This is a genomic window from Agarivorans sp. OAG1 (genome assembly GCF_037076485.1).
GTDB classification, from domain to species: Bacteria; Pseudomonadota; Gammaproteobacteria; order Enterobacterales; family Celerinatantimonadaceae; genus Agarivorans; species Agarivorans albus.
This window is the reverse complement of the sequence record NZ_AP028990.1, coordinates 3,399,916-3,414,672: the sequence shown is the minus strand read 5'-3', so window position 1 is coordinate 3,414,672 and position 14,757 is coordinate 3,399,916. Positions and strand designations below refer to the sequence as shown.

Annotated in this window: 14 protein-coding genes; 11 read left to right on the top strand and 3 right to left on the bottom strand. The window is 44.0% G+C overall.

Annotated features, from left to right (window positions below):
* Positions 1–22 precede the first annotated feature (22 nt).
* The 6 genes from OAG1_RS15605 to OAG1_RS15580 all read left to right on the top strand — a co-directional run bounded on the left by OAG1_RS15605 (position 23) and on the right by OAG1_RS15580 (position 6,337).
* The gene (locus tag OAG1_RS15605; RefSeq protein ID WP_338621912.1) at positions 23–1,138 is read left to right on the top strand and encodes an ABC transporter ATP-binding protein; all 1,116 of its coding nucleotides are present in this window, start codon (positions 23–25) and stop codon (positions 1,136–1,138) included.
* Complete coding sequence (locus OAG1_RS15600) at positions 1,128–1,985, top strand: ABC transporter permease (RefSeq protein ID WP_338621911.1); 858 nt, start codon at positions 1,128–1,130, stop codon at positions 1,983–1,985. The genes OAG1_RS15605 and OAG1_RS15600 overlap by 11 nt, the downstream gene beginning before the upstream one ends.
* A gap of 9 nt (positions 1,986–1,994) precedes the next feature.
* Positions 1,995–2,849 (top strand): ABC transporter permease subunit, encoded by an 855-nt coding sequence (locus OAG1_RS15595; RefSeq protein WP_338621910.1) that lies wholly within the window; start codon positions 1,995–1,997, stop codon positions 2,847–2,849.
* Between the two features lie 155 nt (positions 2,850–3,004).
* Positions 3,005–4,225: a multidrug effflux MFS transporter gene (locus OAG1_RS15590; RefSeq protein WP_338621909.1), complete on the top strand. Its 1,221-nt coding sequence runs from the start codon at positions 3,005–3,007 to the stop codon at positions 4,223–4,225.
* A 241-nt stretch (positions 4,226–4,466) separates the two neighbouring features.
* Positions 4,467–5,108: a 2OG-Fe dioxygenase family protein gene (locus tag OAG1_RS15585; RefSeq protein ID WP_338621908.1), complete on the top strand. Its 642-nt coding sequence runs from the start codon at positions 4,467–4,469 to the stop codon at positions 5,106–5,108.
* Positions 5,105–6,337 carry a cysteine desulfurase-like protein gene (locus OAG1_RS15580; RefSeq protein ID WP_338621907.1) on the top strand — a complete coding sequence of 411 codons (1,233 nt, stop codon included), beginning with the start codon at positions 5,105–5,107 and terminating at the stop codon, positions 6,335–6,337. Before OAG1_RS15585 ends, OAG1_RS15580 begins: the two co-directional genes overlap by 4 nt.
* 8 nt (positions 6,338–6,345) lie before the next feature.
* Here OAG1_RS15580 and OAG1_RS15575 read toward each other — a convergent pair whose 3' ends face one another.
* Positions 6,346–7,050, bottom strand: a complete 705-nt coding sequence (locus OAG1_RS15575) for a flagellar brake protein (protein WP_016402405.1) — start codon at positions 7,048–7,050, stop codon at positions 6,346–6,348.
* A 27-nt stretch (positions 7,051–7,077) separates the two neighbouring features.
* Complete coding sequence (gene nadK / locus OAG1_RS15570) at positions 7,078–7,959, bottom strand: NAD(+) kinase (protein WP_040307335.1); 882 nt, start codon at positions 7,957–7,959, stop codon at positions 7,078–7,080.
* A 153-nt stretch (positions 7,960–8,112) separates the two neighbouring features.
* Between nadK and grpE the strand changes: the two genes are divergently transcribed.
* The 3 genes from grpE (at position 8,113) to can (ending at position 9,860) form a co-directional block, all read left to right on the top strand.
* On the top strand, positions 8,113–8,742 hold the full coding sequence (grpE, locus tag OAG1_RS15565) for a nucleotide exchange factor GrpE (RefSeq protein WP_338621906.1): 630 nt from the start codon (positions 8,113–8,115) through the stop codon (positions 8,740–8,742).
* Between the two features lie 171 nt (positions 8,743–8,913).
* Positions 8,914–9,171 (top strand): DUF1289 domain-containing protein, encoded by a 258-nt coding sequence (locus tag OAG1_RS15560; RefSeq protein ID WP_016402402.1) that lies wholly within the window; start codon positions 8,914–8,916, stop codon positions 9,169–9,171.
* A gap of 86 nt (positions 9,172–9,257) precedes the next feature.
* On the top strand, positions 9,258–9,860 hold the full coding sequence (can, locus tag OAG1_RS15555) for a carbonate dehydratase (RefSeq protein WP_016402401.1): 603 nt from the start codon (positions 9,258–9,260) through the stop codon (positions 9,858–9,860).
* A gap of 64 nt (positions 9,861–9,924) precedes the next feature.
* Here can and OAG1_RS15550 read toward each other — a convergent pair whose 3' ends face one another.
* The gene (locus OAG1_RS15550) at positions 9,925–11,259 is read right to left on the bottom strand and encodes a dicarboxylate/amino acid:cation symporter (protein WP_040307321.1); all 1,335 of its coding nucleotides are present in this window, start codon (positions 11,257–11,259) and stop codon (positions 9,925–9,927) included.
* A gap of 294 nt (positions 11,260–11,553) precedes the next feature.
* On the opposite strand from OAG1_RS15550, the gene dnaK reads away from it, so the two are divergent.
* Both dnaK and dnaJ read left to right on the top strand, forming a co-directional pair.
* Entirely contained in the window at positions 11,554–13,470 is a 1,917-nt protein-coding gene (dnaK, locus tag OAG1_RS15545) for a molecular chaperone DnaK (protein WP_016402399.1), read from the top strand.
* 115 nt (positions 13,471–13,585) lie between these two features.
* Positions 13,586–14,728, top strand: coding sequence for a molecular chaperone DnaJ (dnaJ, locus tag OAG1_RS15540; RefSeq protein WP_016402398.1), 1,143 nt, complete (start codon positions 13,586–13,588; stop codon positions 14,726–14,728).
* The last annotated feature ends 29 nt before the right edge of the window (positions 14,729–14,757 follow it).

Here is a 14,757-nt window from a genome sequence, read left to right as displayed (position 1 = left end):
CTCTGCTTTATTTGGAAGTACTATGGCGGCAAACGCTAAATATGATCTTGAATGTAAACACCTTTCGAAGCATTTCTCAGAATTTACAGCAGTAGATAAGCTTAATTTTTCGGTTGAGGCTGGCTCGTTTTTCTCTATTTTAGGCCCTTCTGGCTGCGGTAAAACCACCTTATTAAGAATGTTGGCTGGCTTTGAATCACCCAGTGAAGGTGAGATTCAGATCCATCAAAAGCGGGTTAACGAGCTAGCGCCAAATAAGCGCCCAGTGAATATGGTGTTTCAGCACCTGGCTCTTTTTCCGAACATGAATGTGTCGGAGAACATTGCTTACGGCTTAAAGCGCCGCGGTATTAAAGCCAACGAGCGACAGCATAAGATTAAAGATGTGTTAGAGCGAGTGGGCTTAGATGGCAGTCAAAACAAGCAAATTACTCAGTTATCGGGCGGGCAAAAACAACGCATTGCGATTGCCCGCAGCTTAGTACTGGAGCCTCGATTACTGCTGCTTGATGAGCCGTTAGGCGCACTAGATTTAAAATTGCGTGAAAAAATGAAAGTTGAGCTAAAGCACTTGCAGCGTGAATTTGGCACAACCTTTATCTACATTACTCACGATCAATCTGAAGCCTTAGTGATGTCAGATAAGGTGGCGGTAATGAACAATGGCCGCTTTGAACAGGTGGCCAGTCCACAGCAGCTGTATTATCAACCGAATACGGCGTTTGTAGCCAAATTCGTTGGCCAAACCAACGCGCATTCAGCAGTGGTGTGTGAACAACGACAAGGTGTTGCTTTACTTAAAACCGCTCGAGGTCGCCACCTGATTGTAGCGACTACTATTGATCAAGCAGAAAAGTCGGTGGTGGATGTATTTGTACGGCCTGAAGCCATTGGAATTTGTGAAGCGGGAAGGGAAGTTCAAGCCGATAACCAGTTTGATGTAGAAGTTGAAGAATGCTTGTTTGATGGCGCCAGTTCCACATTGGTAGTTAAAGATACTCACCATCAAGACAGTTATCGAGTGGCTCCAGGTGCGAGTTTTTCTTTGCAGCACATCGTTCCGAGCAGTAAGTTGCGAATATTTTGGGATGCTAAGCAAGCAATCTGTATTAGCCAAGAGGTGAAGGGTGAAAGCTAAAGGGCTTGGGTTTTACTTATTACTGCTTCCTTTTGTGCTGTGGTTTGTTCTGCTTATTGTATTGCCACATTTGCAGATGCTAGAGCTGTCTTTCATCAAACGGGATTATGTGGCAGGGGACAGCGTAGGTTGGTACCAATACCAACAGTTTTTGGGCGAACCGCTCTATTGGCGAACCTTGTTGCGTACAGTGTGGATGTCGTTGTTAGCCACTTTTATAACCTTGTTAGTGAGCTTTCCAGTGGCATTTTTCATTGCAAAAGTGGCTCAAGGTAAAGTTAAACGTTTGCTGTTGTTAAGTTGCTTGCTGCCTTTCTGGGTAAGTGAGTTAGTGCGCACTTACGGTTGGATGATATTGCTACGTGAGTCGGGGGTGGTTAGCCAAGGTTTAATGGCTCTGGGTTTAACCGAGCAACCGATTGAGTTTTTGTACAACGATGTGAGCATGTTGGTAGGGTTGGTGTATACCTCAATGTTGTTCATGGTGGTGCCATTGGTAAGTACTTTAGAGGGCTTAGATCAAAGCTTAATAGAAGCGGGCTACGATTTGGGTGGCAATGGTTGGAACGTTACTACCTCAATAATTGTCCCTTATGCTATGCCCGGCATTGTATCGGGTTGTATTATGGTGTTTATGCTTTGCTTAGGAAACTATTTAACACCGCGTTTATTAGGTGGAAAAGATAGCCTTTGGTTTACCGAACAAATTTTCACTCAATTTATTACGCGTTTTAATTGGGAATTAGGCGCTGCCTTTGGGGTGATTTTATTGCTGGTTTCGTCTTTGGTTGTGGCGCTGGGTTTAAAGCTAAGTGGCCAATCATTTAGTCGTACTTTGGGACGTTAGGAGAGCCTTATGCTGCATCAATTACGTGGCCCTGCTAAATCCCTTTATCAGTTCTATATGGTGGGGTTCTTGGTCTTTTTGGCACTGCCATTAAGCATTGTGGCGGTGTTTGCTTTTAATGATAGTTTGTTTGCAGCACTACCTTGGCAAGGCTTCACCTTTGATTGGTTTATTGGTCAAACTGAACCTAAGCTGGGCATCCTTTATGATGATGGTTTGTTGTCTAGCATTGCAGTGAGTGCTTCGATAGCGTGTTTTGTTACCTTGTTTTCCTTACTGCTTGCCACGGCCAATGCGTGGCTGTTCATTCGTTTTGATTTCCCAGGGAAGAACTGGTTATACATTGGTTTATTGTTGCCTTTAGTGATACCTGGAGTGATTTTAGGGGTGGCGATTTTGGTAGCCAGTAGCAGCTTAGCGAACAGCATTGAGAACAGTTTTGCTTGGGAGTTAGAGTGGTTAAGACCGGGGTTTGTGTTGGTAGTGATTGGCCAAGTAGCGTTTATTACCACCATTGCTACCTTGGTGGTGTTAGCGCGCTTACGCAAGTTCGACTTTAGTTTGGAAGAGGCGGCGCTAAACCTAGGGGCTAATTCGTGGGTCGCTTTTGTTACTGTGGTATTGCCGTTTCTTAGCCCTGCATTAATTGGAGCTGCGGTGGTTAGCTTTTTAATGTCTTTCGAAAACTTTAATACTACCTTAATGCTGGTGGGGTCCGACGCGCCACTGACTATTGCTATGTATGACCGCTTGCGAGAAGGGTCAACACCAGTGCTCAATGCTGTGTCATTATTATTGATGCTTGGCTCTGCTTTTATTGCTTTGGTATCGATGTTATTTGATGGCAAAAGTAAACAGGATTAAGTTCTTAGTGTTTAAAAAATAACAACGTTTTGTTGTGGCTTATGCACTTAAGTTGACGATAAAAGTTAAAAATTAGCTGCGCTGTTATTGTTTATCGCTATTGCGATTTGAGCGTGATATAACCAACAGCTCACTGTTGTACTAGGGAGTAGTTGGTGAAACACAGCAGTACCCACTCTAAAGCCTTTATTATCTTACTTGCAGGTATGATGTCGTTGGTGGCCTTGTCGGTTGATGCGATGCTACCGGCGCTGGTAGCTATTGCCGAAGATTTCGAACTGGCTAATTCCGCGCATGCCCAATGGACCATCACATCACTGTTTATAGGCCTTTCGATTGGCCAACTTGTTTATGGGCCATGGTCAGATGCGGTTGGCCGAAAACCTCCAATCTATGTTGGTTACCTACTATTTATTGTAGGTAGCATTATCTGTGTATTGTCTAGCTCGTTTGCTTGGCTTATCGCCGGGCGAGTACTGCAAGGTATGGGCGCAGCTGCGCCAAGAATTATTACCATGGCCTTAGTGCGTGACAAGTTAAAAGGCGCTGAAATGGCGCGCATTATGTCTGTGGTGTTTTCGGTATTTATTGTGGTGCCGATTTTGGCCCCCGCGGTGGGCCAAGTTATTTTAGGTCTGGCCCACTGGCGTTGGATCTTCGGCATGTTATTGCTAATGGCTATTGCTACTGGTCTTGGGTTTTGGCGGGGACAAGAAGAAACCTTAACCTTAGATAAACGTCGCCCTCTAACATTACAGAGCTTTGTAGAAGGGCTTAAGTATTTACTGCAAAAGCGCAGTGCGCTGGTTTACACCATTGTATCTGGTTTTATTTTTGGCGCTTTTATGGGTTACTTAAATAGCGCGCCATTGTTGTTTATTCAACTCTACAATCAAGCAGACAACTTTGCGCTGCTATTTGCTTTAGCGGCAATTGCCGTAGGCGTTGCATCGTTAGTGAATGGTCGCTTTGTACTTAAGTTAGGCATGCGCTTAATGATTAAGGCTGCGTTGTGGGGCTTACTTGCCCTTACGAGCGTATTTTGTTTATTACTAATAGCTAGCAGCGGAGTGCCTCCTCTTTGGTGGTTAATGGCTTATTTAATCCCAGCATTTTTCTGCATTGGTATTTTGTTTGGTAATTTAAATTCTTTAGCCATGGAGCCTTTAGGAGCAATTGCAGGAATGGGCTCGGCGTTTGTCGCGAGTATTTCTACGCTGGTGGCTATTCCCATTGGTAGCCTTATCGGCCTTAGCTTTAACCAAACCTGTTATCCGGTGGTTATTGGATTTGGGTTAGTGGCAGCGAGTAGCTTGTTGCTAATCAAGTGCTTCGATAATCCAGATGTTGAAAGCAAGCAATTACCGGCTTCTTAAAGCACAAAATATCGTTTTTAATCTACATTAAATCAGCGACTTAAGGAAAAACCGGAGAGTTTTTCTTTAATTCGCTGACTAGTTGTTATGGTTTGGTGTTTTAAGTAAGTGTTGGGGGTATTTGTTGGTTTTAAATGTTGAATTTATGGTTTTTTGTGATTCTTAATACTGCTTGGTGTGGCGCTGGCGGCTGTTTATTATTAGTCTTTATGTTATCACTTTGTTAACCAGAGATTGAGCCATGAACACTCACGCAGATTGTTTACTACAGCTAAACCATTTAAGCGGTGCCGCAGTGCACGATTTATCGTCTTCATTTGATAATCTTCCTCATACTAAGCATGCCGATGGGCAATACCGTTTACGTCGCTATTCTGTTGTTCATATTAATGATGGAAAAGTGCAAGCTCTGCCAGGACGGAGCTTTGTGCAAAGTGAACAGGTGAATCACTTTCAAGGTGATGTTATTCGTCAGTTTGAGGATATTGAGCAGAGCATTATTGCTTCTAAAGGCATGTATGAAATGTGTGCCCTTTTCTTGGAAGCAAATAGCTTAAGTGAACAGCAAGAGATTGAAATTCATCAAATTAGAATTGCCGCACAGGCTTCCGATACACCAGTTGCCCCTGAAGGAGTGCATCAAGATGGATTTAGCCATATCGCCGTAGTGGGCATTCGTCGTCATAATATTGATGGTGGAGATTTCATGGTGTTTAAAGATAAACATCAAGCACCGATTATGACCTTAGCACTAGACAGTGGCGAGGTGGCCTTACTTGATGACAGTAAACTTTGGCACTATGCAAGGCCCATTCGTGCTCATCGCCCAAGTGAACCGGGCTTTATGGATGTATTTGTATTAACAGCAAAGGATGAAGCATGAGTTTTTCTGTAGAGGCTGCACGCAAGCTGTTTCCTGCCTTAAATGCTAAGGGGGATGAAGAGCCCTTAACTTATCTGGATGGGCCAGGGGGTGCGCAACTGCCTGCTTCGGTGCTGCAAGCCATGAACGATTATTTTATAAAAGGTAATTCCAATCTAGGCGGCGCTTTTGTTAGTAGTAGGCATACCGAACAAGTTTTAGAAAAAGGGAGGCAGCAGGCTAAAACCTTATTGAATGCCGCTAGCGCTAATAACATTGTGTTTGATGCCAATATGACATCCTTAACCTTTAAGTTGAGTAGGGCTATAAGCCGAGACTGGCAAGCTAATGATGAAATACTGGTGACCGCACTTGATCATTATTCCAATGTGTCGAGCTGGCAACAGGCAGCTGCCGACAAAGGGGCTAAGGTTCACCAAGTGAGAATTGACCCAGATAACTGTAATTTGGATTATGCGCACCTAGAGTCACTGATCAATTCTAATACCCGCCTTATTGCGCTTACTTATGCCTCCAATACCAGCGGTAGCATTGTTGATTTACAAAGAGTTATCCAAAAAGCGAAAAGCGTAGGTGCAATGGTATATGTGGATGCGGTGCATTATGTGCCACACCGTTTAGTGGATGTGCAACAACTGGGCTGCGACTTCTTGCTCTGTTCGGCTTACAAGTTTTTTGGCCCTCACCTTGGTATTGCCTATGTGGCCGATCCTTGGCTGGACTTGCTCAAACCTTATAAAGTTGAGCCAGCAACCAATATCGGCCCAGGTCGTTTTGAAACCGGGACCCAAAGCTTTGCGGCTATTGCAGGCATGAGTGCAGCAGTTGACTACTTGGCTGATTGGAACCCACAGCAAAATAAACGAGCAGCGTTAACCGCCAGCTTTGAGCAGTTTGCCGCGCATGAACAAGCTTTAAGTGAGCACTTTTTGGAGCGCTTGGCAGCCCATCCGCAAGCCACGCTTTATGGTGAGAGTAGCTTGCAGCGTAGCCATATGCGCACTGCAACGTTCTCGTTACGCTGGCCAAATACTCAGCCGCAGCAAATTGCCGCTATGTTGGGCGAGCATAATATTGCTACGTGGCATGGGCATTTTTATGCGCAAGGCATGATGGAGCAATTGGGATTAATGAATAAAGGCGGGGTGCTACGTGTGGGTTGTATGCATTACAACACTCATCAAGAAGTGGACCGCTTATGGGACCTTTTAGATAGCTACTGTGCCTAGTAACCTTTTTATACGTCCAATGCTAGGTGAGCAAATAGCTCATCTAGGTCGGTAGCACCTTCAAACTTTATACCCACTGCAATATGGTTATGACCATCTCGGCTTTGGCTTTTAATATTGCCTTCGATTACTGTGTCATTCTCTGGTTTGCCAGGAATTCGAATGTACACAAACACGCTATCCAGTAATAGTTTGCCATTGCTTTCTGGCCACGCCATTTTGAAGCGGCAACCACCGGCGGATAAATCGAGAATAATGCCGTCAAAGCTTAAATCGTTTTCGATTTGCTGGTCACTTACAGAGGAGCGGTGAGTAACGGTTGCTGGAATGCGTGTACTCGCGCGTTGCTGTTTGCGTAGGCTAAAACGCTCTACTTCAGATGGGTATTTAACAAACAATAAGTGCTTAGGGGATTTGATAATGTCGGTAATGATGCTGCGAAATGCAATACATTGACCGGCTTCTCCTTCAATGATTGAACGGATCACGCAAGCCATGCCTTCCACTAATACATCACCATGGCCTTGTTGAGCATATTTAGGCACAGCAAAGATAAGAAAGTTAGCGTCATCTAAGCCAATAAGCTTACATTTAATTCGTACATTACCTACTTTTACAAACTGCACATCTAAAACGTCGCCAAAGCGCAGTTGTCGCATTATTTCTACAACTTCTTGGCGTTGGTTAACGCGAGGGCTTGGTGTAGCTGGCAAAATAAAACTTCCTTATTACATGTTTGCTTAAAACAGGCGGCTTCCCCAGCCAAGCTTGGTCCGTAATATCTTAAAGTAATCATAGCTTTTAGGATGAACTAGGCGCAACGGGTGATTTTGCTTACGAATAATAACCTCGTCCCCAGGCATTACCGGTAGTGATACATGACTATCACAGCTAATGTTCATATGGTCGCTATTGTCGTGAGACAGCTTGAGCTTAATTTCACTGTCGCTGTCTACAACTATTGGCCGTGAACTAAGGGTGTGTGGAAACATCGGTACCAGTGCTATGGCATCCAAATTAGGAGTAAGGATCGGCCCGCCAGCAGATAAAGAGTAAGCAGTAGAGCCTGTTGGCGTGGTAACAATTAGGCCGTCGGCTCGCTGGCTAAGCATGAAATGGTCATCAATATATACTTCAAACTCTAGCATTGTGGCCACTTTGTCGAGGTGAAGTACCACTTCGTTCACAGCACTATTGCGGCTTTTTACTGCGTTATGACGCAGCACTTTGGCTTCTAATAAGCAGCGTTTCTCGGTAATAAACTCACCTTGCAACACTTCCTTTAAAGGGTGTTCAAAGTTGAAAGGGTCTAGATCGGTTAAAAAACCAAGGTTACCGCGGTTAACACCAAGCACTGCTATGTCGTAGCGCGACAATACTCGCGCGGCCCCCAACATATTGCCATCACCGCCAACCACAATCGCTAAATCAGCTTGTTCGCCTACTTGGTTAATGCTAACCAGATTAAGCCCATCAATGCTGAGTTGTTGGCCGGTCTGCTCTTCTACCAATACGCTGTATGATTGTTCAATCAACCAATGGTAGAGCGCTGTTAAGGTATTATTGGCTCCCTCGTGGTGGGGTTTGCCAATTAAACCAATAGTGTTGAAGGTTTGAGTCATAACTTGTTGATTTAACATTGTGTTGCTAGTGATTATAACGTGTGGTTTTACTACTCAGCCAGTTTTATCGTGACTATCACTTGAAAGCGGCGGTTTGATCCCCATAATATGCAACAGATTTAAGTTATTTGTGAAGAATTACGGAGACCCTGCATGAGCAGTGAGCAAAACAAACCACAAGCCGAAGAAGTGGTAGCGGAAAACGAAGTAGAGCAACAGGTTGAAGCGATAGACGCTGAGCTTGAAAGTGAAGTGGAAGAAGAAGCTGCAGAGTCTGCTGGTGAAGAAATTAGCGTAGCTGAGCTACTTGAGCGTTTAGCAACAGCCGAACAAACTGTGGCTGACCAAAAAGACGGTGTTATTCGCGCGAAAGCAGAAGTAGACAACATTCGCCGCCGCTCTGCTCAAGAAGTAGAGAAAGCACGTAAGTTTGCTTTAGAAAAGTTTGCTAATGAACTGCTACCGGTTATCGACAACATGGAAATGGCTTTGCAACACGCTAACCGTGAAGACGAAGCCTTAACTTCGATGATTGAAGGTGTTGAGCTAACCCTTAAAACCTTGATTGATGCCGTGAAGAAATTTGGTATCGAAGTTGTTTCACCGCAGGATGAAACCTTTGATCCTGAGAAGCACCAAGCGATGGGCATGCAAGAAGTTGAAGGTGTAGCGCCAAACACCGTGGTTGCAGTACTACAGAAAGGCTACGAATTAAATGGCCGTCTATTGCGTCCAGCAATGGTTATGATTTCTAAAGCTGCCTCGGTAGACACTAGCGCATAGTCATTATTGTTTAGAGAAAAAGGGCCTTATGGCCCTTTTTTTGTGGCTGAATTTTAGCGTGTTTTTGGATCGAGATTTGGCGAATTCTTTGACCTAAGTTGCTTGGCTATGCCATTGTAGAGGTATGAATAAAAATTATTCGTATTGCTCAAAAGGTAAGCATTGCAGCAAATGGAACAGTTAGAGATTTTCGACATCCCCAATCCTTGTCGTGGCATTTGTCAAACAAATAGCCGCGGTTTGTGTATGGGCTGTTTCCGAAATCGCGATGAACGTTTTGCTTGGCAAACCTTAGAGCCTGCGCAGCAGCAGAACATATTACGGCTAACCAAGCAGCGCAGGATGCGTTTTATTCGTATGCAGCGTAAGAAGTTAGCCGAACAACAGCAGCAAAACTCGGTGCAAGATGAACTGCCATTTGGTGAGTAAATGCTGCGCTAAATAGTGGTAGTTATCTATCACATCGGGCAATATATGCCTCTAGTAGTAGGGAAGTGTTGTTAACTAGAGGTCGTATGAGTGATTTAAATCAGCTGATAAGTAATAATCGTAGCTGGGCTAAAAATATAAAAGAACAGAATCCAACCTTCTTCTGTGATTTGTCTGAACAGCAAAACCCTGAATTTTTGTGGATTGGTTGCAGTGACAGCCGAGTACCTGCCAACCAGATTGCTGGATTACCCCCTGGTGAAGTATTTGTTCACCGCAATATTGCTAATGTGGTAGTGCATACCGATTTAAACTGCTTGTCGGTTATTCAATATGCTGTAGATGTACTTAAAGTTAAGCACATTATTGTTACCGGTCATTACGGTTGCGGTGGCGTGTTAGCGTCGATGGAAAACGAACAGTTTGGTTTGATTGATAACTGGCTACGCCATCTTAAAGATGTTTACCGTTACCATGAAGCGGAGCTGGATGCTATTGAAGACAAGAAGCAGCGTGCCGACCGTTTATGTGAGTTAAATGTGGTGGAGCAGGTTAAAAACGTATCGCAAACTTCTATCGTGCAAAATGCTTGGAGTAAAGGCCAAGACTTATCGGTACATGGTTGTATCTACTCTATTCAGAATGGCATTTTAAACAATCTAGATATCTCGATATCTGGCAACAGTTAGACTGTATTATTAATGATAAAAAAACGCGGCCATGGCCGCGTTTTTTGTTGGTGTGTTTGTAAGCCTAGGCTTTTTCGGCCGAGGCCAAGCTGGTATCTGATTCACCGTGAGGAAGATGTACTTCTTCTTCAGATAAGCCTGCTTGAGGATTGTTGTAAGTCTCTACGTTTAAATCGCCTTCCGATTTAGCTACAGCAACCGTCACCATGCTATCACCAGTAATGTTTACCGCTGTGCGCACCATATCTAACAAGCGGTCTACACCAATAATTAGCGCAATACCTTCTACCGGCAAACCAACTTGTTGCAATACCATTGCTAAGGTAATTAAACCAACACCAGGAACACCTGCGGTACCTACTGACGCAAGCGTTGCCGTAACAATAACCATTAAGAAATTGCCTGCGGTTAGGTCAATGCCATACACCGTTGCAATAAAGATAGTGGCAACACCCTGCATAATTGAGGTGCCATCCATGTTGATGGTAGCGCCTAAAGGTACGGTGAACGAAGCTGTTGAGTTACGTACGCCTAGCTTATGAGTAGCTGTTTCCATAGTGACTGGAATAGTTGCATTTGAAGAGGCAGTACTAAAAGCAAATACGATAGCTTCACGCATTTTCTTAATGAAAATAAGCGGGTTTAAGCCAGTCAGTACTTTTAATAGTGAAGGGTAAACCAACAAGGCATGCAGCAGTAATACAACCAATACCACCATGAAGTAGCTGAGTAAGCTAGCAATCGCGTCAAAACCAATTTCAAAGAACAGCTTCGCTAGTAACGCAAATACGCCGTAAGGGGCTAGGTTCATTAAAATGGTTACTAACTTCATGATTACTACATTGAAGTCTTCAAAGTGTTTACCAATGCGCTTGCCTGGCTCACCAGAAATGGCAATTGCGATACCAAATAACAATGCAAACACGATGATTTGCAACATGTTGCCTTGAGCCATCGAGGCAATAGGGTTATCGGGGAACATATCAATGATAACTTGGCTAATGCTTGGCGCTTCTTTCGCAACAAAGGCTGCTTCGGTAGTTAACTCTATGCCAGTACCTGGGCGAATAAGCAGTGCAACTGCCATGGCCAGTGAAATGGCTATCGCAGTAGTGGCCAAATAGAGTAGTACTGTTTTACCGCCAAGGCGGCCTAAGCGAGCAGTGTCTTTCATTGAAGAAACACCACACACTAAAGAAACAAATACCAATGGAACCACTAACATCTTCAAGCTTGATACGAAAATCGAGCCAGTGATATTGAGGATGCCGTCAACGATGTAATCTTTGACTAAGATAGACTCAGCAAAAAAGGTTTGTAAGAACACCCCTAAGCCAATACCGGTAATCATACCTATTAGTATTTTATGAGTAAGACTCAGTTTTGAATCGTTTTTCATTTCCCTTCTCTCTGTATTTTATGCAGGATTTAACTCTGCATATAACCTAAAGTTGCGCGCATAGTATCACAGGTTATAAAAATAGCCATTTTTAGCACTGCGACGGGTAATTTTGTTGGTTTTATGAGCTAAATGTGTGATCGCTTGCTCAATACCTAAGCACTCTTGGATAATTTGCGAGAATAGGTTTTTAGTGAGTTTTTTTTATTTTTTCCCTTGAAAAGCAATTTGCCGCCCCCACTTAGTTCTCAACAACGAAATATTAGTTACAACCAGAATTTGGAGAACACCATCATGGGTAGAATTATTGGTATCGATTTAGGAACCACTAACTCTTGTGTTGCAGTACTAGACGGCGACACCCCTAAAGTAATTGAAAACGCAGAAGGCGATCGCACAACGCCTTCAATTATTGCGTTTACCGACGACGGCGAAACTTTAGTAGGCCAACCTGCTAAGCGCCAAGCGGTTACTAACCCAAAGAACACTGTATTCGCTATTAAGCGTTTAATCGGCCGTCGTTTTACCGATGACGAAGTTCAACGCGATATCGAAATCATGCCTTTCAACATTGTTAATGCTGACAACGGTGATGCTTGGGTAGAAGCCAAAGGCGACAAAAAAGCGCCACCACAAATCTCTGCAGAAGTTTTGAAAAAAATGAAGAAAACTGCAGAAGACTACCTAGGTGAAGCGGTAACAGAAGCAGTTATTACTGTTCCTGCTTACTTCAACGATTCACAACGTCAAGCAACTAAAGATGCTGGCCGTATTGCTGGTCTAGATGTTAAACGTATTATCAACGAGCCTACTGCCGCTGCATTTGCTTACGGCGTAAACAACGCTAAAGGCGACAACGTAGTTGCTGTTTACGACTTAGGTGGTGGTACTTTCGATATCTCAATCATTGAGATTGACGAAGTTGATGGCGAGAAAACCTTCGAAGTATTAGCAACCAATGGTGATACTCACTTAGGTGGTGAAGACTTTGATAACCGCTTAATCAACTACTTAGTAGAAGAATTTAAGAAAGACCAAGGTTTCGACCTTAAGCAAGATCCACTGGCTATGCAGCGCTTAAAAGAAGCGGCAGAAAAAGCTAAGTGTGAGCTATCTTCAGCGCAACAAACAGATGTAAACCTACCTTACATCACAGCTGATGCTTCAGGTCCTAAGCACTTAAACATCAAAGTAACTCGCGCTAAGCTTGAGTCTTTGGTTGAAGAATTAGTTCAACGTTCACTAGAGCCATTACGTATTGCACTGCAAGATGCTGACCTTTCAGTTAGCGACATCAACGATGTAATTCTTGTTGGTGGTCAAACTCGTATGCCACTAGTACAAAGCGCTGTAACCGAGTTCTTTGGTAAAGAGCCACGTAAAGACGTTAACCCTGATGAAGCAGTTGCTATGGGTGCTGCTATTCAAGGTGCGGTATTGTCTGGCGACAAAACTGACGTACTACTACTAGACGTTACTCCATTATCTCTAGGTATTGAGACAATGGGCGGCGTAATGACTCGCGTTGTAGAAAAGAACACCACCATCCCAACTAAGGGTTCACAGGTATTCTCAACTGCCGACGATAACCAAAGTGCGGTAACCGTTCACGTAATTCAAGGTGAGCGTAAGCGTGCTGCAGACAACAAATCTTTAGGTCAATTCAACCTAGAAGGTATTCGTCCTGCACAGCGTGGCGTGCCACAAATTGAAGTAACCTTCGATTTGGATGCCGACGGTATTTTACACGTGTCTGCTAAAGACAAAGATACCGGTAAAGAGCAGAAAATTACCATTCAAGCATCATCTGGTTTGTCGGATGACGAAATCAACAAGATGGTAAACGAAGCTGAAGCAAACGCTGAAGAAGATAAGAAGTTTGAAGAATTAGTTCAGGCTCGTAACCAAGCTGATGCACTTGTACACGGTACTCGTAAGCAAATTGAAGAAGCTGGTGAAGCACTTCCTGCTGAAGATAAAGAGAAAATCGAAGCTGCAGTTAGCGAGTTAGAAACCGCTAGCAAAGGCGAAGATAAAGCAGAAATTGAAGCGAAAACTCAAGCTTTAATCGAAGCGTCTCAAAAACTAATGGAAGTAGCACAGCAACAAGCTCAAGCGAATGCTGGTGAAGCAGACGCAGAGCAAGCGGCTCCTGCCCAAGACGACGTTGTTGATGCTGAGTTTGAAGAAGTGAAAGACGACAAAAAATAATTTGTCTAAACACTTTTAGTAAGTAAATAACGGGCGTTGTGTGAACAACGCCCGTGTGTCTATCAAAAGCCATTACTTTCAACTGGTTTAGTTGCGAGAAAGTAGAACACCCATTATGTCAAAACGCGATTATTACGAAGTTCTTGGTCTAGGCAAAGATGCCGGCGAGCGAGAAATTAAAAAAGCCTACAAACGTCTGGCGATGAAGTTTCACCCTGACCGTACTAAAGGCGATAAAGCTTCTGAAGAGAAATTCAAAGAAGTTAAAGAAGCCTACGAAGTACTGAGTGATGCTCAAAAGAAAGAAGCTTACGATCACTATGGTCACGCTGGGGTTGATCCAAACCGTGGCGCTGGTGGTTTTGGTGGCGGACATGGCGACTTTGGCGATGCGTTTGGCGACATCTTTGGTGATATTTTTGGTGGTGGACGCGGTGGCGGCGGTGGCCGTCGTCAGCCTCAACGTGGCTCGGATCTTCGCTACAACTTAGAGTTGAGCTTAGAGCAAGCGGTTAAAGGCGTTAAGAAAGAAATCCGCGTACCTACTTTAGTACACTGTGAGCAGTGTAATGGTAGCGGCGCTAAAAAAGGTTCAACACCAAAAACTTGTGGTACCTGTCATGGCCAAGGCCAAGTGCAGATGCGTCAAGGCTTCTTTGCTGTTCAGCAAGCCTGTCCTACCTGTAAAGGTAAAGGCTCAATTATTTCAGATCCTTGCCATAAGTGTCATGGCGAAGGTCGTTACGAGCGCTCAAAAACACTATCAGTTAGCATCCCTGCTGGCGTTGATACTGGTGACCGCGTTCGTTTATCGGGTGAAGGTGAAGCGGGCGAGAGCGGTGCTCCAGCCGGTGATTTATATGTACAAGTACATGTTAAAGAACACCCAATCTTCCAACGTGAAGAAAACAACCTTTACTGCGAAGTACCGATTAGCTTCACCTTAGCTGCCTTAGGTGGCGAGATTGAAGTACCAACCTTAGATGGTCGAGTTAATCTAAAAGTACCTAACGAAACGCAAACTGGTCGTATGTTCAGAATGCGTGGCAAAGGAGTTAAATCGGTACGTGGTGGCCCAATTGGCGACTTAATCTGCAAAGTAATTGTAGAAACGCCGGTTAAGCTTAACGAAACGCAAAAGCAGCTACTTAAAGACTTTGAAGAAAGTTGTGGTGGTTCTGCGAGCAGCAAGCACAAGCCTAAGGCTGAAGGCTTTTTCGACGGTGTTAAGAAGTTCTTTGATGACTTAACCAGTTAATCAAAAAACTTAAAGAAAAGCGGCTATAA